This window comes from Klebsiella sp. BIGb0407 (assembly GCF_024807845.1).
In the GTDB taxonomy this organism is placed as follows: Bacteria; Pseudomonadota; Gammaproteobacteria; order Enterobacterales; family Enterobacteriaceae; genus JGM124.
On sequence record NZ_JANUEQ010000016.1, the window covers coordinates 17,739 to 38,459 of the forward strand.

A 20,721-nucleotide genomic window follows, 5' to 3' on the forward strand; every position below is an offset into this window, starting at 1 on the left:
CTGATACCTGATTATCAGGAGAGCAGCCCAAGTGAGCGTTTGACAGGAGCAAAGCTGCGACGATGATGCTCAGTAGCACCATGTTCAGCCAGTCTCTCCAGGTGAAGAGCGGTCGGATACCCTTTATGTTGGGCAAAACCATATTGCGGAAAACGAGCATCCAGTTCAATCATCTCGCGATCGCGGGTCACTTTAGCCAGTATTGATGCCGCACTGATTTCAGCGACTCGGCTATCCCCTTTAACCACTGCCAGTGAAGGCATCGGCAGGGAGGGACAGCGGTTACCATCAATCAGGACATATTCAGGCACGATACTCAACCCGGCAACAGCGCGTTGCATCGCCAGCATAGTGGCGTGCAGAATATTCAGGCGGTCAATCTCTTCCGGTTCTGCCCGTCCGAGGCTCCAGCTTAGCGCTTTTTCGACTATCTCATCAAACAGAGAAAGACGGCGTTTTTCTGAAAGCGCTTTTGAATCTGCCAGACCGATAATCGGCCTTGCTGGATCAAGAATCACAGCAGCGGTTACCACGGCTCCGACCAGCGGTCCGCGACCGACTTCATCGACGCCCGCAACCAGATGCGAGTGAGGATAGATAAACTCAATCATTGCGCCAGCTCCAGTACCGCCGCCGCCGCCTGCTCATCAGCATTACAACGAATCAGCTGATGCAGGCGGAGAAACTCTTCATGCATCTCATGACTTTCGCTGCTTTCTTCCAGCAACGGCAGTAAAGCGGTTGCCAGAGCGATAGGCTCGCATTCATCTTGCAGAAGCTCGGTCACCAGCTCTCTTCCTGCCAGCAAATTAGGCAGAGAAACATAGTCAGTTTTAACCAGGCGCTTTGCCAGCCAGAAGGTGAAAGGCTTCATACGATAGCCAACGACCATAGGACATTTTGCTAACATACATTCAAGAGCTGCAGTACCTGAGGCCAGTAAAGCGGCATCGCTGGCAATCATTGCTTCACGCGCCTTGCCATCCAGCAGATGGACGTCAAGCTCCGGAGCAATTTCAGCTTTAATTCTCTCGAACTGTTCCCGGCGTTTGCTATTCACAAGTGGCACCAAAACTTGAAGTGCCGGCCAGCGTTTACGCAGTATCTGTGCGGTACGCAGAAAATCAGCGCTGAGCATCTCAACTTCAGCGTTGCGGCTTCCCGGTAACAATGCCAGACATTTTGCCTCAGGAGCTATACCCAGCGTACGTCTGGCTGCCTGTTTATCCGGCGTCAGCGGAATCGCATCCGCCATCGTATGGCCAATAAACCGACAAGGAACATTAAATTTATCGTAAAACGCTTTTTCAAAAGGTAAAAATGCCAGTACCAGATCGGTAGCTTTGCCAATTTTGAAAACCCGTTTTTGTCGCCAGGCCCAAACGGAAGGGCTTACGTAGTGGATAGTTTTGATCCCACGCGCTTTAAGCTTACCTTCAAGCGTAATATTAAAATCAGGCGCGTCGATACCCACAAAGACATCTGGCTGTAATGCGGTAAAACGTTTGGTTAAATCGGCACGAATATGCAGCAGGCGGCGCAGGCGAGAAACGACCTCGACAATACCCATCACTGCCAGTTCTTCCATTTCATACCAGGCTTCACAGCCTTCTGCCTGCATCAAGGGACCGGCAACGCCAACGAAGCGTGCATCCGGGACTTGTGCTTTCAGGGCACGTATCAGGCCTGCACCAAGAATATCGCCGGAGGTTTCTCCGGCGACCAGTGCAATCGTAAGGGGACGTCCAGCCTTCATTTAACGAATCACGCCACGCGTTGAACGCGCAAAGAATTCGATAAAGGCATTCACCTCCGGGTGTTGTGCTGCAATTTCAGCAATTTCCGGCTTAGCTTCTTCCAGAGTTTTACCGCTACGGTAAAGCGCTTTGTATGCATGACGGATGGCGTTAATTGCCTCTTTGCTGAAACCACGACGCTTCAACCCTTCAATGTTCACTCCGAATGGAGTGGCATGGTTACCCTGAGCGATAACATAAGGGGGTACATCCTGGGCTACACCCGAACAGCCGCCGACCATGACATGAGCACCAATAATACAGAATTGATGTACTGCGGTCATACCACCAATAATGGCGAAATCATCGACAGAAACATGTCCGGCCAGGGTGGCATTATTCGCGAGGATACAGCGATTTCCGACAGTACAATCATGCGCAACGTGCGCATTAATCATCAGCAGATTATCGCTGCCTACCTTCGTTAATCCACCACCCTGAGCGGTCCCCCGATGAATCGTCACGCTTTCACGAATACGGTTACGGTCACCAATTTCAACACGCGTAGGCTCACCGGCGTATTTCAGATCCTGGTTAACTTCACCGATAGACGTGAACTGATAAATCTCATTATCGCGACCAATTTTAGTATGACCGTTGATAACAACATGAGACTTCAGTACGGACCCGTCACCAATTTCGACGTCAGAGCCGACAATACAAAATGGACCAATGTTAACATTAGCGCCAATAACGGCACCCTCTTCAACAATGGCTGATGGATGAATAAAGGCAGATTTATCAATCACGAATTAGGTCTCCCGGCTACGTGCACACATCATTGTTGCTTCGCAAACAATCTTACCGTCCACTGTTGCAACGCCTTTGAAACGCGTCAGACCGCGACGGGTTTTCTCAAAGGTTACTTCCATAATCATCTGGTCGCCAGGTACTACCGGTCGTTTAAAGCGTGCGTCATTGATACCCGCGAAGTAGTACAGCTCGCCTGGTTCCAGTTTACCTACGCTTTTAAATGCCAGAATACCGGTCGCCTGCGCCATCGCTTCCAAAATCAGTACACCGGGGAAAATCGGTTTACCTGGAAAATGGCCCTGGAAAAATGGTTCATTAACAGAAACATTTTTTACCGCCCGCAGAAAATGGCCTTCTTCAAAGTCCAAAACGCGATCCACCAGCAAGAACGGATAACGATGCGGGAGCAACTCTAAAATCTCTTCAATGTGCAGAGTATGAGTGTCAGTTGTCAAAATACTCTTCCTGTCTAAATATGCTAAATGGCAGTAATAACACGGCCTGCGACTATCCGGAGAAAGTCGCAGGCCGCAAATCAATTGGCGCTATATCCTGACCGCTGACCTTAAGTGTCAGTGTCGGTATACACGGCAAAACTGGTGCTCAATCTTGTTGATTGACCTTACGTTCGATGGCTTTTAAGCGTTTGCTCATGTCATCAATATTCATCACCAGTGCCGCGGTTTTACGCCACACTTTATTTGGCTGCAATGGAATACCAGAGGAGTATACACCAGGTTCGGTTATTGGGCGCATAACCATTCCCATTCCGGTGATATTCACCTTGTCACAGATTTCCATATGACCATTAATTACACTGGCGCCACCTATCATGCAGTAGCGACCAATTTTCAGGCTACCGGCCATAATAACACCGCCAGCAACCGCCGTATTGTCACCAATCACGACGTTATGGGCTATCTGGCACTGGTTATCAATAATAACACCATTACCGATTATCGTGTCATCCAGTGCGCCACGATCGATGGTAGTACAGGCACCAATTTCAACCTTATTGCCGATAATCACTCGACCCAGCTGCGGTATTTTTATCCAGTTACCGCGATCGTTGGCATAGCCAAAGCCATCAGCACCGATTACCGTTCCGGACTGAACCAGACAATCTGAGCCGATTTCAATCTCATGATAAATTGAGACGTTCGCCCATAAACGACTGCCGGAGCCAATTTTAGTCTTTTTACCGACAAAACAACCGGCACCAATGACGACATTATCACCTAGTTCGACACCAGATTCGATAACGGCATTGGCACCAATTGAGACGTTCTTACCAAGCACAGCACTGGCATCAATCACCGCACTGGGTGCGATATTGCTGGCAGGCTGAGGCGTGGTATCAAGAATTTGTGCCATGCGTGCATAGGTAAGATAAGGGTTCTTAACAACTAATGCAGCGCTTTTAGCATAAGGCAGGTCTGCTTCTGTCATTACGACAGCAGAAGCCTGACAGGTTGTCAGCTGTTCACGGTAACGTGGATTAACGATAAACGTTACCTGGCCGGCCTGGGCCGTTTGCATAGATGCGACGCCGGTGATGACGAGCTCGCCATCACCGTGCAATTCCGCATCCAACTGCTGAGCTAAATCAGCCAGTCGAATCGAAACCATGGCTTATTTAACCTGTTTCAGTACGTCTGATGTGATATCTGTAACGTTCTTACCGGTATAAGCAACAGTACTGGCATCCAGTACAACATCATAACGCTTGTCGTCGGCAACTTTCTTCACTGCAGCCTGGATACGGGTGACCAGTTTGCCACGTTCTTCGTTAGAACGACGGTTACGGTCTTGCTCGAATGCCTGTGCTTTGCTGGCGAAAGCTTCACGCTCAGACATTACCTGGCTTTCCAGCTTATTACGTTCTGCCGTTTTCATGGTAGAACCATCACGTTGCAGACGTTGCATCTTAGTTTGCAGATTCGTTTCCAGGCTTTGCAGCTCAGAAGCACGGCCTTTGAACTCATTTTCCAGTGTATTGGAAACACCTGAGCTCTGTGCAACTTGCTGGAATAAACTGCCCATATTTACGACTGCAATGTCAGAAGCTGCCTGAACACTGGCAGAAGTAACTAAAGCAATACCAAGACCTGCGGCAACTAACCACTTTTTCAAAATGAACTCCTTACCATCCCAATGTGTGTCCGAAAACACGTCTTTTTTGATTCCCTGCCAGCCTGAAGGCTGACAGGTTCACTCTGTTACTGCACGTCCCATTCCAGGTCACACCAATACAAACTACCAAGTTTTACCAATGTTAAATTGGAACTGCTCTGACTTATCACCTTCATAAGTTTTCACAGGCTTAGCATAGGAGAATACCAGTGGTCCCAGCGGCGACATCCACTGCAAGGCAATACCTGCTGACATACGAATATCACCTGGTTTGCTGTAATTTGGCACGCCTGCAGCTTGCATGGCAGCCGAATTATCCCAATTAGTATCCCATACTGTACCTGCGTCCATAAACAGTGAGGTACGTACAGAGTTAGCATACTGCTCACTCAGGAATGGCGTTGGTGTAATCAGCTCGAGGCTTGCCACACCCATTGCATTACCGCCGACAGCATCATCAGACGAACAATAAGTTCCGGTTGAACAGTTACGCTGATCCGGGCCGTAGTAAACGGCTTTAGGACCGATGTTATTGGACTGGAATCCACGTACTGTACTGGAACCACCGGCATAGAAGTTTTCATAGAACGGCATCTCTTTGCCGCCTAAACCATCTCCATAGCCCCAGCGTGTTCTGCCCAGTACCACCCAGGTTCTGTCCTGGTTGATAGGGAAGTAACTTGCCGTATCCAGCGTAACTTTATAAAACTCATTTTCTGAACCAGGAACGGTCACTTTACCATTCAGGTTAACGCGAGAACCTTCCGTCGGGAAGTAGCCGCGGTCGAGTTTGTTATAAGTCCAGCCATAGTTCAGCGTGAAGTCATCTGCCGTAAAGTCATTCGCTTTGACATCCCGGGAAGGATTTTCACCCATCGAGTCCAGATAACGCCACATAGCGACCTGCGGCTGCATGTTAGACAATGAGTTGTGAACATAACCTAATCCCAGACGCAACGTGTTGTACTCGTTGACAGGGAAACCGAGCGTGCTGTCCAGACCATAACTTTTATTCGTATAGTCAGAAAGGTCAGCATCATTCGCTTTAAAGTCATTATAGAACAGACGTCCGCCAAGGCTGACACCATCGACAGTAAAATACGGGTCGGTTACTGATAATTCCGCATAGGTCTGGTAGTCATTCTTGGTACCGCTGATACCGACAGAATAGCCCGTACCTAACCAGTTATCCTGCTGAACGCCAACCTGGAAGCTAACGCCACTTTCCGTACCATAGCCAACGCCAAAGTTTAAGCTGCCGGTATTTCGCTCTTTAACTTTGTAGATGATATCAACCTGGTCAGGAATACCAGAAACACGCTGAGTATCAACATCGACGGTTTCAAAATATCCCAGACGGTTCAGACGTTCTTTACCGGCATCGACTAAATCGCTACCAAGCCAGGCACCTTCCATCTGACGCATTTCACGACGCAGAACCACGTCTTTGCTGGTATCGTTACCTTCAAAGCGGATTTTACGAACGTAGAAACGATTCCCTGCATCAACACTGACATGCAGTTTTACCGTTTTATCAGCGTCATTGATTTCAGGCTGAGTCTGTACTCGTGGATAAGCATAACCATAACGGCCGAGCAGCTTCTTAATGCCGTCTTCCATTCGGGTCACTTTAGCCCCGCTGTACAGCTCATCAGGCTCGAATACCGTCAGGCTTTCGATTTCCGCCGAATGACCGGCCAGATTGCCCTTCACTTCAACGCCGTTCAGCTTATACTTCTCGCCTTCGGTAATGTTGATAGTGACATAAATATTTTTCTTGTCCGGCGTCAGGCTGACCTGTGTAGAGTCAATGTTGAAGCGCGCATAACCACGGTCAAGGTAGTAACTACGCAGAGTCTCAAGGTCACCGGCCAGTTTTTGTTTCTGATATTTACGATCAGCAACAACGTTCCACCAAGGCACTTCGTCACGCAGCTGGAACTGAGAGATCAGCTCTTCAGTGGTAAAGACTTTATTACCGACGATGTTAATCTGCTGAATCTTCGCAGAAACCCCTTCCTGGAATACCAGTTTTAAGTCAACGCGGTTTCTTGGCAATGGTGTGACTACCGCTTTCACGCTAGCACTGTATTTACCTACGCTGTAGTAGAAATCTTCAAGTCCCTTTTCGATATCAGCAATCGTAGTACGATCCAGAGACTCACCCACACGCACCCCTGAAGCTTCAAGGTTTTGCTTGAGCATGTCATCTTTCACCGACTTATTACCAGAGAAAGTGATGTTCGCAATAGTTGGGCGTTCTTTGACCTGAACCAGAAGTGTATCACCATCGCGTAATACTCTTACGTCTTCGAAGTTGCCAGTGGCAAACAACGAACGAATTGTATTACTGATATCCTCGTCAGAGATGTTATCTCCAACGCGAACAGGCATGCTAAGGAGGGCCGCACCAACGGCAACTCGTTGCAGGCCTTCGAAATGAATGTCCTTCACTACGAACCCGTCTGCACCGTATACGGTGGCGCTGCTAAACAGCAGCGACGCTATGAGCAACTTTTTCATCGCCATCGTTGTTACGCGTTATTCCTAACCTATTCTCTCTATAAACGAGAGAAATCATTGAAAAGTGCAAGCCCCATTAATAACACCAGCAAAACAGAGCCAATGCGATAACTAACGTCTTGAACTCGCTCAGAAACCGGTGAGCCTTTTAGTTTCTCAATTGCTAAAAACAGCAGGTGTCCGCCGTCCAGAACAGGAAGAGGGAACAGGTTGATTATACCTAAGTTAATGCTGATAAGAGCCAAGAACATGAGATAGTAAATCACACCGTATTCCGCTGACATCCCTGCCCCTTGAGCAATTGAGATTGGCCCACTGAGGTTATTCAGTTTTACATCACCGGTTATTAATTTTCCCAGCATATTGACCGTGAGCTTCATCAGTTGCCAGGTTTTATCCGTGGCTTCTGCGACTGCAACAAACGGTCCGTACTGTTTTACTGTTTTGTACTCTTCAGGTAGCGGGATGACTTCTGGTACTACTCCCGCAAATCCTTCTAACTTCGTTTTACCCTGCTTGCTATCAGGGGTAAGCGTTAACTCACGGGTTTCCCCTTTACGGTCGACCTCGACCATCAGTGGCTGACCTGGGTTATCACGAACCAGATAAACAAAATCCATCCACTGAGTCACTGGCTGACCATTGACTTTAACGATCCTGTCGCCTGCTTGCAAACCTGCTTTATCAGCAGCTGACTGAGGCTGTACTTCTTGCAATACAGTTTTGACCTGTGCTCCCCGAGGTCTGAAACCTAATGAGGTGATAGCATCCTCTTTATCAGGTTCAAACTGCCAGTGGCTCAAATCAAGAGTCGCTTCTCGCGTTTGATCTGTGCCAAATGGAGCATAAGCAATACGTAAACTGTCATCACCGATTTTAGAAAAAAGTGCTAAGCGCACTGAATCCCAATCAGGCGTTTCGATGCCATCTATCGCTTTAAGTTCCATTCCAGATGTAATTTGTGTTTCAGCGACGATGGAATTTGGGACAATTTCCCCTACGACCGGACGTAAACTCGGCACGCCGATAATAAATACCAGCCAGTAGGCAAAAATCGCAAAGATGAAGTTGGCAAGCGGCCCTGCGGCAATGATAGCCGCACGCTGTGATACCGTTTTATTATTGAACGCGTAATGGCGCATTTCTGGTGAGACCGTTTCAACGCGCTCATCGAGCATTTTAACGTATCCCCCCAGAGGGATGAGAGCAATGACAAATTCAGTACCGTGACGATCCGTACGACGCCACAACGCTTTGCCAAACCCAATAGAAAAGCGTTCAACCCGTACTCCACAGCGCCGGGCAACCCAAAAGTGGCCAAACTCATGCACGGTAATCAAAACACCCAGTGCAATGACAAATGCAGCCAAATTCCAGAGCAAGCTCAGCATAGAATATTCCATTAGATAGTGCTAAAAACCAGCAACATCAGGCAGCTAAAAACCGGTATTGCAGCTGTTAAGCTGTCAACTCGGTCAAGAATACCACCATGTCCGGGTATAAGATGACTGCTATCTTTGATGCCCGCTTCACGCTTAAACATGCTTTCGGTTAAGTCACCCAGCACCGAGGCAAGTACTGCCACCACAGAGCAAATGAGTAAAATAGTCGGCGTCACGTCAAAATCGGCCCAGCGACTAAACAGCAGGGAGATAATGGCTGATGTGACTAATCCACCGACAACACCTTCCCAGGTTTTGCCAGGAGAAACTTTAGGCGCAAGTTTATGTTTACCGAACATCTTGCCAAACATATAGGCACCAGAATCGGCAGCCCATACCAGGCACATCACATACAGCAGCCAGATAGCACCCGCATATTGATCCGTTTCATAGTGCCAGCTGCGCAGTACCACCATGCCCCAGAAAAACGGCACAATGGTTAACAGGCCAAACACCAGGCGCAATACCTTTGAATGCCGCCAGAACGTAGCTGATACCGGATAAGATAATACCAGTAGTAACGCTATAATCCACCAGCCTAACGATGCCCAGAGTGAAAATTCTATCACGGGTAAATTAGGGGCTACAGGACTCATTGATGATACCAGCAACATTACGGCCAACAGAAGTCCACACAGTATCGCCAGTCCGATACGTTGAAAATGGGTCACAAAACCTGCCAGTTGCCCCCACTCCCAGGCTGCCAGCACGCAAATAATGAGTGTCGCTATCGCAAATCCCATTGGTGGCAGCAAAAAGAGTGCCGCTATCACGGCAGGGATCATGATAAATGCAGAAATCAGACGATATTTCAGCAAAAGTGACCCCCGGCTGGTTTATTCACTATCCGGCATGGCGCCACCAAAACGACGCTCTCGATTTGCAAAAGCATTTAACGCACCTTCAAAGTCTTGTTCATCGAAATCAGGCCAAAGAACATCGGTAAAATAAAGTTCCGCATAGGCAATCTGCCAGATAAGAAAATTACTGATTCGATGCTCCCCTCCTGTCCTAATTACTAAATCAACGGCAGGCTGTTCATTCATGCAAATATGATTGCCCAGCAATTGCTCATCAATCTGGTCCGGACGTAATTTCCCCTCTTGCACCTGTGAGGCAAGATACTTAACACCCTGAATGATATCCCAGCGACCACCGTAGTTTGCAGCAATATTCAGTGTCAGACCGGTATTTTCATGAGTCAGCGCTTCCGCTTTTTTGATCCGGTCTTGTAAACGACTATTAAATCGGCTGGTATCACCGATAATGCGTAAACGTACATTATGACGATGTAAGCTTTTTACTTCACTATCTAAAGCCCAGACAAAAAGCTCCATCAATGCGGAAACTTCTTGTGCCGGGCGATTCCAGTTTTCACTGCTAAAGGCATAAAGCGTGAGCGCATCGATACCGTTGTTCGCCGCATAACTCACCGCACGACGAACAGATTTTGCTCCTGCTTTATGACCAAATACCCTCATTTTCCCTTGCAACTTTGCCCAGCGCCCATTGCCATCCATAATGATGGCAACATGCCGGGCACCGTGCGTCGCTAAGGATTCGCTTAATTGTTCGTTGGAAGACAACATAACGCGTATTAATTCCCTGAAAAGGACGAAGCGATAGTCAAAACACCAGAGCCAGCCATACAAAAAAGCCGTGTTGTGACACGGCTTTACGCTTAACTGTCAGCCACATCCGACAATTAAGTGACGCAGACTATATCATCGAAGCACAAACTGAACAAATGGCGACAATGAGCAATCAATAATTATCATCGACATGAGAAACGGATCACCTGTTTTTTAGCGACCTCGCGTGCCACGGCATCAATAGCCAGAACTTCCTCGATACTCTCTGGTTCTGACAGATTAATATCAGACAACACTTCGCTGTTCACTGCAGCAATATCTGTAAATTTAAGACGATTCTCCAGGAATGCTGCAACTGAAACCTCATTGGCAGCATTCAGCGCTGTTGTCGCAGCCTGCCCTACCTCAAACGCATCCATGGCCAGTTTCAGACAAGGATAACGCTGGTAATCGGGCTCACAGAACGTCAAAGCCCCTGCTTTACAGAAGTCCAGCGGTGGAACGCCAGAGATAATACGATGTGGAAACGCCATCGCATGGGCAATAGGTGTTCGCATATCAGGCTCGCCTAATTGCGCGATTACACTGCCATCCAGATAACGTACCATGGAATGAATAACCGACTGAGGATGAATCAGGACTTCCATTTGTGCAGCTGAGGCATTAAATAACCAGCGCGCCTCAATATATTCCAGCCCCTTGTTCATCATAGTGGCTGAATCTACTGAGATTTTACGTCCCATTGACCAGTTAGGATGATGACAGGCTTGTTCTGGCGTCATTGCTGACAATGTATCGATCGCGGTTTCGCGAAAAGGGCCACCGGAACCGGTAAGAATAATCGAGGATACGCCATGCTCATGCAGATCGGCTGCGCCCAGCTGATTTTGTATCGTTTCAGGCAAACTCTGAAAAATGGCGTTATGTTCACTATCAATGGGTAACAGGCGGGTTTTACTGCGTGCTACCGCATCCATAAATAACCGCCCACAGGTCACCAGCGACTCTTTATTCGCCAGTAAAACGTCTTTGCCGGCATCTATCGCTGCAAGTGTGGGTAGTAGCCCGGCAGCACCAACAATAGCCGCCATTACCTGGTCAACCTCATCCATGGCGGCAACATCACAGGCTGCCTGTTCACCCGCCAGAACTTCGGTTTTGCTCCCCTGTTCAGCTAACAGACGACGTACTTCACTGGCACTAGGTTCATAGGCCATCACCGCGAAACGTGGCGAAAACTCAAGGCACTGCTCGACCATTTTCGCTACGTTTTGCCCGGCCACTAGCGCAAAAACAGCAAACTTATCAGAATTATTCTGGATGACATTCAGGGTGCTGACACCTACTGAGCCAGTAGAGCCAAGAATAGTAATCTGCTTCATGAGAATACCCGGAATTGTAAACACACTATTATTTATGGGGCATAAGTTTGCGGCGACATTGGCTAATTGTCTATGTCTTTCATAAAACAAAACGCCGCTCGACTACCCTGATAATGAATTCAGAGCGGTCGAACGGCGTTATATAGCGTTACAGATTAGAACTGCATCAGCTCAGTTTCTTTATCAGCTAACGCGGCATCGACTTTCTTGATAGCGATATCAGTCAGTTTTTGCACGTCATCCTGAGAACGACGATCGTCATCTTCACTGATCTCTTTATCTTTCAGTAATGCTTTAACTTTATCATTCGCATCGCGACGCACGTTACGTACGGCAACACGAGCACCTTCGGCTTCACCACGAACGATTTTGATGAGCTCTTTACGGCGCTCTTCGGTCAGTGCTGGTAATGGCACACGAATATCGCTTCCTGCTGAACTTGGATTCAGACCAAGATCGGATGCCATAATCGCTTTCTCAACCGCGGCGCTCAAAGAACGATCAAATACGTTAATTTTGAGGGTACGGGAGTCTTCTACGGTGACACTTGCCAGCTGACGCAGTGGCGTTGGTGTGCCGTAATATGGCACAACAATGCCGTCTAACAGGCTTGGAGAAGCACGGCCAGTACGGATTTTACTGATTTGGTTTTTAAACGCTTCGACGCATTTTTCCATACGTACTTCAGCATCTTTTCTGATATCGCTTATCACGTTATGAATCCTTGAAAACTTGTTTAAGGCAGACCATGCTTATGAGCCGTCTTCGACGGGCGAATAAGTATGGCCCCGTTATTCCATGGTGATGTTAAAGCAAAATGCTCCTCAGAGCCTGCTTCAACAAACTTTATTCAGTAATTAAAGTGCCTTCATTTTCGCCCATAACCACGCGACGCAACGCTCCCGGTTTGTTCATATTGAACACACGGATAGGCAACTTATGGTCACGAGCCAGCGTAAAGGCTGCTAAATCCATGACTTTTAATTCTTTATCAAGAACTTCATTATACGTCAATTGTTCATACAAGGTAGCAGTCGGATCTTTTACCGGATCGGCAGTAAACACGCCATCAACTTTGGTCGCTTTCAGCACCACATCGGCTTCGATTTCAATGCCGCGCAGGCAGGCTGCTGAGTCAGTGGTAAAGAACGGGTTACCGGTACCCGCTGCAAGGATAACTACGCGATTGTTACGCAGCAAACTGATGGCTTCTGCCCAGCTGTAGTTATCACACACGCCATTCAAAGGAATAGCGGACATCAGGCGGGCGTTCACATAGGCGCGGTGTAACGAGTCGCGCATAGCCAGACCATTCATTACAGTGGCCAGCATTCCCATGTGGTCGCCCACTACGCGATTCATGCCGGCTTTTGCCAGACCTGCACCGCGGAATAAATTACCACCACCGATCACTACCCCGACCTGGATACCCAACTCTACCAGCTCTTTAATCTCTTGCGCCATACGATCAAGAATACTTGCATCGATCCCGAAGCCTTCTGAACCTTGCAGAGCTTCACCACTCAGTTTGAGTAGAATGCGTTTATAGACGGGTTTTGCATTGGTAGCCATGTTTCTTTCCTGAGAACAGTAAACGAACGGGGATGGTTAATTCAGACAATTTCAGTCACACCTTATGAGGCATGACTGAATTTAAAACTTGGATAAAAAGGAACCGCCAGCTGGCGGTTCTTTTTAAACCTTAAGACTGCTTGGACATCGCAGCAACTTCTGCTGCAAAGTCAGTCTCAACTTTCTCGATACCTTCACCCACTTCGAAACGGATGAAGTTAGTCACATCAGCATTGCGCTCTTTCAGCAACTGGCCCACAGTTTTGCTTGGGTCCATAACGAAAGGCTGACCAGTCAGAGAAACTTCACCGGTGAATTTCTTCATGCGGCCTTCAACCATTTTCTCTGCGATTTCTTTCGGCTTACCAGACTGCATAGCGATGTCCAGTTGAACCTGGTATTCTTTCTCTACCACTTCAGCAGACACGTCTTCTGGTTTAACGAATTCAGGCTTGCTTGCAGCAACATGCATTGCCAGCTGTTTGATCAGCTCTTCATCAGCACCGGTAGCTGCAATCAGAACACCGATACGTGCACCGTGCAGGTAGCTACCCAGAACATCGCCTTCCAGGGAAGAGATGCGGCGAATATTGATGTTTTCACCAATTTTAGCCACCAGAGCAACACGCTCTTCTTCAAACTGCTCTTTCAATGCATCTACGTTGGTGATTTTGCCAGCAAGCGCTGCATCCAGAACTTTATTAGCAAAAGCCTGGAAACCGCTGTCTTTAGCAACGAAGTCAGTCTGGCAGTTTACTTCCAGAATCAGACCATAGTTACCATCAATTTTGGTGATGATAACGCCGTCAGCAGCAACGTTGCCTGCTTTTTTAGCGGCTTTGATAGCACCAGATTTACGCATGTTCTCGATTGCCAGCTCGATGTCGCCGTTAGCTTCGGTCAGCGATTTTTTGCAATCCATCATGCCAGCGCCAGTACGCTCACGCAGCTCTTTTACCAGGGATGCGGTAATTTCAGCCATTCTAAAATCCTCGGAGATGTCACTTGCCTGTCATAAAACAGACAAATTTAAAAGTGAAAAAGGGGCCATATAAAGGCCCCTAACCAAACTAGATACTACCTGGTTAAATAAGGGCTCTGACGAGCTGGCCTTATTATTCCGCTTCTACGAAGCTTTCTTCAGCCTGGGCAACCAGGTCCTGAGAACGGCCTTCGCGAACGGTAGCAGCTACAGCGCCCAGATACAGAGTAACAGCACGAATAGCATCGTCGTTACCTGGAATGACGTAGTCAACACCGTCTGGATCAGAGTTGGTATCAACGATAGCAAATACTGGGATACCCAGGTTATTTGCTTCTTTGATAGCGATGTGCTCATGATCAGCGTCGACAACGAACAGTGCGTCTGGCAGACCGCCCATGTCCTTGATACCACCCAGGCTGTTTTCCAGTTTCGCCAGCTCACGAGTACGCATCAGCGCTTCTTTTTTAGTCAGCTTTTCGAAAGTACCGTCTTGAGACTGGATTTCCAGATCTTTCAGACGTTTGATTGACTGACGAACGGTTTTCCAGTTAGTCAACATACCGCCCAACCAGCGATGGTTCACAAAGAACTGGTCGCAGCTGTTAGCAGAATCTTTCACCGCTTCGCTTGCCGCGCGCTTAGTACCAACGAAAAGGATTTTGCCTTTACGAGAAGCGATCTTGTGCAACTCAGCCAGAGCTTCGTTGAACATCGGTACAGTTTTCTCAAGGTTGATGATGTGAACTTTGTTACGCGCGCCGAAGATGAAAGGCTTCATTTTCGGGTTCCAGTAACGGGTCTGGTGACCAAAGTGAACACCAGCCTTGAGCATGTCGCGCATGGAAACAGTAGCCATGTTTAAAACCTCTAATATAAATGTATGGGGTTATGCCTCCACGTATCCCATATTACCGACCCCAAAGGGCACCCCGGAATATGTGTCGATACGTGTGTGTTATTTACACATATGAGCGTATTGGCTTGCCCTTCAAAAATATGAAGACAAGTCCGGCGCGCTTTATACCATAAATAGCAGCCAGACTCCAATAGTTGTTGGCGTATTAAGCATTCAATGATTCTCGATTTGGCAGGATGCAGCCCCGCTGATACCATTACGCTATTGATTACCATCTTAGAGCCTGCGCCATCAAATGGAACAGACTTTTAATGATTGTCGAAATATTCGACCACTGTGGACCCGATATGGCTATCTCAATTAAAACTCCTGAAGAAATCGAAAAAATGCGTGTTGCCGGCCGTTTGGCTGCTGATGTGCTTGAAATGATCGCACCTCATGTAAAACCTGGCGTCAGCACGGGTGAACTTGACCGTCTTTGCAATGACTATATCGTCAACCATCAGCAAGCGGTTTCAGCCTGCCTTGGCTATCACGGTTTTCCAAAATCAGTCTGCATCTCTTTAAATGAAGTGGTTTGTCACGGTATTCCTGATGACGAAAAAAAATTGAAAGATGGCGATATCGTCAATATTGATGTCACCGTTATCAAAGACGAATACCACGGCGATACGTCAAAAATGTTTATTGTCGGCAAACCGACGATTCTCGGTGAGCGTCTGTGTCGTGTAACCCAGGAAAGTCTGTATCTGGCGCTGCGTATGGTTAAGCCAGGTATCCGTTTACGCACGCTCGGCGCCGCGATTCAGAAATTTGCTGAAGCAGAAGGTTTTTCTGTGGTGCGTGAATATTGTGGTCATGGTATTGGCCGCGGATTCCACGAAGAGCCTCAAGTGTTGCATTACGACGCGGATGATGGCGGCGTAGTATTACAGCCAGGTATGACCTTCACCATCGAACCAATGGTTAATGCGGGAGATTTCCGTATTCGTACCATGAAGGATGGCTGGACCGTAAAAACAAAAGACCGCAGCCTGTCAGCACAATATGAGCATACTATTGTCGTTACCGAAGATGGCTGTGAAATCCTGACCTTGCGCAGTGATGACACCATTCCTCAGGTTATCTCGCATAGCGCATAATGCGTAAAGTCTTAATTTTTCCCTAAGGCCGGCGTAATGCCGGCTTTTTTTATCTGTTGAAAGCGCCCTCACCTGGCGATTGCCTGTCGCAACATCCCTTTTTGTAAGTCGAGGAATAAGAAAAAATGATTTGTCGGTCTTGTTGTTAAAGAGCGACAATCAACTCAGTGAAATTTTCTGAATTTAGGGTGACGGACCATGAGTTTAACTTTACCCGAGCAGTTTACTAATACCACCGAACCTGAAATTATCGGTCAGCCTGACTATCCTAATAGCTGGCCTGAAGAAGAGCTTAACTGTGCCCGGATAAAGTTACACTTGGAAGCATTCCAGCACTGGCTGGGTGAAGCATTTGACAGCGGCATCGTAGCCGAACAGCTGGTCAGTGCGCGTACCGAGTTTATCGATCAGTTGCTGCAACGATTATGGATTTCATATGGTTTTGCCGATGTCCCTCACGCGGCACTGGTGGCTGTTGGCGGTTATGGCCGCGGTGAATTACACCCCCTGTCAGATATCGACTTGCTGGTATTAAGCCGTCACCCTCTCTCTCCCATACACTCACAAAAAATTGGCGAATTACTGACCCTGCTATGGGATGTTAAACTCGAAGTGGGCCAAAGCGTACGAACGTTGGAAGAGTGCCTCCTGGAGGGGTTATCAGACTTAACCGTCGCGACCAACCTTATTGAGTCACGACTGGTAATGGGTGATGTGGCGTTGTTCCTGGAGTTACAGAAACATATTTTCAGTGAAGGATTCTGGCCCTCAGCACTGTTTTTTGATGCCAAAATTAACGAACAAACCGAGCGCCATAAACGCTATCACGGCACCAGCTATAATCTGGAGCCTGACCTGAAAAGCAGCCCCGGAGGATTACGCGATATTCACACCCTGCTGTGGGTAGCGCGTCGCCATTTCGGCGCCACCTCAATGAGTGAAATGGTCGATTTTGGCTTTATCACTGACGCAGAGCGCAATGAGTTAGATGAGTGTAAACATCTGCTCTGGCGTATTCGTTTCGCTCTGCATCTGGAAGTCACACGTTACGATAACCGCCTGCTGTTTGACCGGCAGCTCAATGTTGCCAGACGGCTGGGCTATTACGGTGAAGGAAACACGCCTATTGAGCATATGATGAAGGACTTCTACCGCGTCACAAGGCGGGTGAGTGAACTTAATCAAATGCTGTTACAGCTGTTCGATGAAGCAATTCTGGCGCTGGATACCAGTGAAAAACCGCGCCCGTTAGATAACGATTTTCAGCTACGCGGTTCGTTAATTGACTTACAGGATGAGACACTGTTTATCCGTGAACCTGAAGCCATTTTGCGGATGTTTTATTTGATGGTACGTAATAGTGATATTACCGGTATCTATTCCACCACCTTACGCCATCTGCGGCATGCCCGTCGTCATCTGAAACAACCGCTGTGCTATATTCCTGAAGCGCGTAAGCTATTCTTAGCCATTCTGCGCCATTCCGGTGGTGTGAGTCGGGCATTGCTGCCAATGCATCGCCACAGCGTGCTCTGGGCCTATATGCCCCAGTGGTCTCATATTGTCGGGCAAATGCAGTTTGACCTGTTTCATGCCTATACCGTCGACGAACACACTATTCGGGTCATGCTTAAACTCGAAAGCTTTGGCGATGAAAGCACCCGCCCTCAGCATCCGCTCTGTATTGAAATCTGGCCTCGACTGGCACAGCCAGAATTGATCCTGATGGCCGCTCTGTTTCACGATATCGCTAAAGGTCGCGGGGGAGATCACTCGGTGCTGGGCGCTCAGGATGTGCTGAGTTTCGCGGAACTCCATGGCCTTAACTCCAGAGAAACACAACTGGTTGCCTGGCTGGTGCGTCAGCATCTGCTGATGTCAGTCACTGCCCAGCGCCGTGATATTCAGGATCCTGAAGTGATTATGCAGTTTGCTGAAGAAGTGAAAACAGAGCCCCGGCTACGTTATTTGCTGTGTCTGACTATCGCCGATATCTGTGCCACCAATGAAACCCTGTGGAATAGCTGGAAGCAAAGCCTGTTAGGTGAACTCTACTTCGCTACCGAAAAACAGCTCCGCCGGGGAATGCAAAGCAGCCCTGATACCCGTGACAGGGTACGCCATCATCAGCTCCAGGCGCTGGCCTTACTGCGGATGGACAATATCGATGAACCTGCCTTGCACAGTATTTGGTCTCGTTGTCGGGCAAACTATTTCCTACGCCATACCCCACATCAAATTGCCTGGCATGCGCGTCATCTGTTAAATCACGATTTGAACAAGCCACTGATTTTGCTTAGTCCCCAGGCAACACGTGGCGGTACGGAGATTTTTATCTGGAGCCCTGACAGGCCTTACCTGTTTGCTGCCGTATGCGCTGAGCTTGACCGCCGTAATCTTAGTGTCCACGACGCGCAAATTTTTACCACCCGCGACGGTATGGCGATGGATACCTTTATTGTTCTGGAACCAGACGGAACCCCGCTCTCCAGTGACAGGCATGACTTGATAAGACAGAACCTGGAAGAAGCCATTACCGAGGCTTCCTGGAAACCGCCATTGCTCCGTCGTCAGTCAGCCAAACTCCGTCATTTTACGGTCGATACTAAAGTGAACTTTTTACCGACCCATACCGAAAAACGGACGTTTTTAGAGCTGATCGCACTCGACCAGCCAAGCCTGCTGGCAAGAATCGGAAAAGTGTTCGCCGATCTGGAAATTTCGCTTCATGGGGCCAGAATTACAACAATTGGTGAACGAGTAGAAGATTTATTTATAATTGCGACGGCAGACGGGCGTGCACTTAATAATGTGTTGCAACAGGAAGTGCGTCAACGGTTGACAGCAGCCCTTAATCCAAACGATAAATAACAGTCTTTTATTTTTACCTTTAATCCTTCAGGTTGCAGGTTACTTTTTAACCTGAAGAATAAAGCGTAACGTCAATCAGGAAACTTGATAATGCAGCAGTTACAGAACGTCATTGAATCCGCTTTCGAGCGCCGCGCCGAGATTACTCCGGCAAACGTAGACACCGTTACCCGTGAAGCGGTAAATCAGGTTATTGCTCTGCTCGATAGCGGTGCATTGCGCGTAGCAGAAAAAGTAGAAGGCCAGTGGGTCACCCACCAGTGGTTAAAAAAAGCCGTTCTGCTTTCTTTCCGTATTAATGATAATAAAGTTATTGAAGGCGCGGAAAGCCGCTATTTCGACAAAGTTCCAATGAAATTTGCCAACTACGATGAAGCTCGCTTCGTAAAAGAAGGCTTCCGCGTGGTTCCACCAGCCGCAGTGCGTCAGGGTGCATTTATCGCTCGCAATACCGTACTGATGCCATCTTATGTCAATATCGGTGCTTATGTTGACGAAGGCACCATGGTTGATACCTGGGCGACCGTAGGTTCTTGTGCTCAGATTGGTAAAAACGTTCACCTGTCCGGTGGTGTTGGTATCGGTGGTGTACTGGAGCCACTGCAAGCTAACCCTACTATCATTGAAGATAATTGCTTTATCGGCGCACGTTCTGAAGTGGTTGAAGGCGTGATTGTCGAAGAAGGCTCTGTTATCTCAATGGGCGTTTACATCGGACAAAGCACCCGTATTTATGACCGCGAAACCGGTGAAGTTCACTACGGTCGCGTACCAGCAGGTTCGGTTGTTGTTTCTGGTAACCTGCCATCTAAAGACGGTTCTTATAGCCTGTATTGTGCTGTGATCGTGAAGAAAGTCGATGCAAAAACCCGTGGTAAAGTGGGTATAAACGAATTATTGCGCACTATTGACTAAGTTTTTTACTCAAAAAAGCGGGGAAACCCGCTTTTTTTGTCTAAGAGACTGGCGGAATAATACTGTTCTGTTAATGATCTATCCTGAATAATTCACGCGGTGGCCGGGAACAGGTTCTGATAAGCTGATATCCGTAAGCTTTTTGGGAAAGTAAACTGCTTAGCGTCAAGAATAACGGGTTCATTTTAAAGGAGTTCCGCTTATGTACGATAATTTAAAAAGTCTGGGTATCACTAATCCTGATGAGATCGATCGTTACAGTCTGCGCCAGGAAGCCAACAACGATATTCTGAAGATCTATTTTCATAAAGATAAAGGCGAGTTTTTTGCCAAGAGCGTGAAGTTTAAGTACCCACGTCAGCGCAAAACGGTAGCCGCCGATGGCGTCGGTCAGGGTTTCAGAGAAGTTCAGGAAATCAGCCCTAACCTGCGTTATGTTATCGATGAACTCGACAGGATTTGCCTGCGGGATCGCATTGAAGTGGATCTGAAACACAAGATCCTCGACGATCTGCGCCATCTCGAATCCGTCGTCGCGAATAAAATTGCTGAAATCGAATCGGATCTGGAAAAACTGACCCGTAATAAATAGGTTAGCTTATCTGAATATTCAGCAGTGAAGCCTGTTCCCGATAAGGGAACAGTTATAAAAAAGGCCGCTAATGCGCTGAGGAATCCCCAGTAAAATGAGCGGTTAAAATAAGACAGGCATAGAGTTTTGTGATCCACTGATTATTCCAATAATTCAATGAGTTCACC

19 protein-coding genes are annotated in these 20,721 nt (G+C 47.9%); 4 read left to right on the forward strand and 15 right to left on the reverse strand.

What is annotated here, in order from left to right; translation table 11 throughout:
- Positions 1–14: 14 nt before the first annotated feature.
- The 15 genes from rnhB to rpsB form a co-directional block, all read right to left on the reverse strand.
- Entirely contained in the window at positions 15–611 is a 597-nt protein-coding gene (gene rnhB, locus M2387_RS25255; protein WP_259053572.1) for a ribonuclease HII, read from the reverse strand.
- A complete protein-coding gene (gene lpxB / locus M2387_RS25260) occupies positions 608–1,756 on the reverse strand; it encodes a lipid-A-disaccharide synthase (protein WP_259053574.1) in 1,149 nt (382 codons plus the stop codon). The genes rnhB and lpxB overlap by 4 nt, the downstream gene beginning before the upstream one ends.
- On the reverse strand, positions 1,757–2,545 hold the full coding sequence (gene lpxA, locus M2387_RS25265; protein WP_259053576.1) for an acyl-ACP--UDP-N-acetylglucosamine O-acyltransferase: 789 nt from the start codon (positions 2,543–2,545) through the stop codon (positions 1,757–1,759).
- Between the two features lie 3 nt (positions 2,546–2,548).
- Positions 2,549–3,004: a 3-hydroxyacyl-ACP dehydratase FabZ gene (gene fabZ / locus M2387_RS25270; protein ID WP_259053578.1), complete on the reverse strand. Its 456-nt coding sequence runs from the start codon at positions 3,002–3,004 to the stop codon at positions 2,549–2,551.
- Positions 3,005–3,152: 148 nt separating this feature from the next.
- Complete coding sequence (gene lpxD / locus M2387_RS25275; RefSeq protein WP_259053581.1) at positions 3,153–4,178, reverse strand: UDP-3-O-(3-hydroxymyristoyl)glucosamine N-acyltransferase; 1,026 nt, start codon at positions 4,176–4,178, stop codon at positions 3,153–3,155.
- A gap of 3 nt (positions 4,179–4,181) precedes the next feature.
- On the reverse strand, positions 4,182–4,682 hold the full coding sequence (gene skp / locus M2387_RS25280) for a molecular chaperone Skp (protein WP_259053582.1): 501 nt from the start codon (positions 4,680–4,682) through the stop codon (positions 4,182–4,184).
- Between the two features lie 123 nt (positions 4,683–4,805).
- Positions 4,806–7,211 carry an outer membrane protein assembly factor BamA gene (gene bamA / locus M2387_RS25285; protein WP_259053584.1) on the reverse strand — a complete coding sequence of 802 codons (2,406 nt, stop codon included), beginning with the start codon at positions 7,209–7,211 and terminating at the stop codon, positions 4,806–4,808.
- Between the two features lie 32 nt (positions 7,212–7,243).
- Positions 7,244–8,596, reverse strand: coding sequence for a sigma E protease regulator RseP (gene rseP, locus M2387_RS25290; protein WP_259053586.1), 1,353 nt, complete (start codon positions 8,594–8,596; stop codon positions 7,244–7,246).
- Positions 8,597–8,607: 11 nt separating this feature from the next.
- Positions 8,608–9,465: a phosphatidate cytidylyltransferase gene (gene cdsA, locus M2387_RS25295; protein ID WP_259053588.1), complete on the reverse strand. Its 858-nt coding sequence runs from the start codon at positions 9,463–9,465 to the stop codon at positions 8,608–8,610.
- An 18-nt stretch (positions 9,466–9,483) separates the two neighbouring features.
- Complete coding sequence (gene ispU, locus M2387_RS25300) at positions 9,484–10,236, reverse strand: (2E,6E)-farnesyl-diphosphate-specific ditrans,polycis-undecaprenyl-diphosphate synthase (protein WP_259053590.1); 753 nt, start codon at positions 10,234–10,236, stop codon at positions 9,484–9,486.
- A 185-nt stretch (positions 10,237–10,421) separates the two neighbouring features.
- On the reverse strand, positions 10,422–11,621 hold the full coding sequence (gene ispC, locus M2387_RS25305) for a 1-deoxy-D-xylulose-5-phosphate reductoisomerase (RefSeq protein WP_259053592.1): 1,200 nt from the start codon (positions 11,619–11,621) through the stop codon (positions 10,422–10,424).
- 155 nt (positions 11,622–11,776) lie between these two features.
- Entirely contained in the window at positions 11,777–12,334 is a 558-nt protein-coding gene (gene frr, locus M2387_RS25310; RefSeq protein ID WP_259053594.1) for a ribosome recycling factor, read from the reverse strand.
- A gap of 133 nt (positions 12,335–12,467) precedes the next feature.
- Complete coding sequence (gene pyrH / locus M2387_RS25315; RefSeq protein WP_259053596.1) at positions 12,468–13,193, reverse strand: UMP kinase; 726 nt, start codon at positions 13,191–13,193, stop codon at positions 12,468–12,470.
- 130 nt (positions 13,194–13,323) lie between these two features.
- On the reverse strand, positions 13,324–14,175 hold the full coding sequence (gene tsf / locus M2387_RS25320; RefSeq protein ID WP_259053598.1) for a translation elongation factor Ts: 852 nt from the start codon (positions 14,173–14,175) through the stop codon (positions 13,324–13,326).
- A 133-nt stretch (positions 14,176–14,308) separates the two neighbouring features.
- A complete protein-coding gene (rpsB, locus tag M2387_RS25325; RefSeq protein ID WP_259053600.1) occupies positions 14,309–15,034 on the reverse strand; it encodes a 30S ribosomal protein S2 in 726 nt (241 codons plus the stop codon).
- Between the two features lie 347 nt (positions 15,035–15,381).
- Between rpsB and map the strand changes: the two genes are divergently transcribed.
- The 4 genes from map to M2387_RS25345 all read left to right on the forward strand — a co-directional run bounded on the left by map (position 15,382) and on the right by M2387_RS25345 (position 20,554).
- A complete protein-coding gene (map, locus tag M2387_RS25330; protein WP_259053602.1) occupies positions 15,382–16,176 on the forward strand; it encodes a type I methionyl aminopeptidase in 795 nt (264 codons plus the stop codon).
- A 198-nt stretch (positions 16,177–16,374) separates the two neighbouring features.
- On the forward strand, positions 16,375–19,047 hold the full coding sequence (glnD, locus tag M2387_RS25335) for a bifunctional uridylyltransferase/uridylyl-removing protein GlnD (RefSeq protein WP_259053604.1): 2,673 nt from the start codon (positions 16,375–16,377) through the stop codon (positions 19,045–19,047).
- 90 nt (positions 19,048–19,137) lie between these two features.
- Positions 19,138–19,962: a 2,3,4,5-tetrahydropyridine-2,6-dicarboxylate N-succinyltransferase gene (gene dapD / locus M2387_RS25340; RefSeq protein ID WP_259053606.1), complete on the forward strand. Its 825-nt coding sequence runs from the start codon at positions 19,138–19,140 to the stop codon at positions 19,960–19,962.
- 202 nt (positions 19,963–20,164) lie between these two features.
- Positions 20,165–20,554, forward strand: a complete 390-nt coding sequence (locus tag M2387_RS25345; protein WP_259053609.1) for a DUF3461 family protein — start codon at positions 20,165–20,167, stop codon at positions 20,552–20,554.
- Positions 20,555–20,721: the final 167 nt, after the last annotated feature.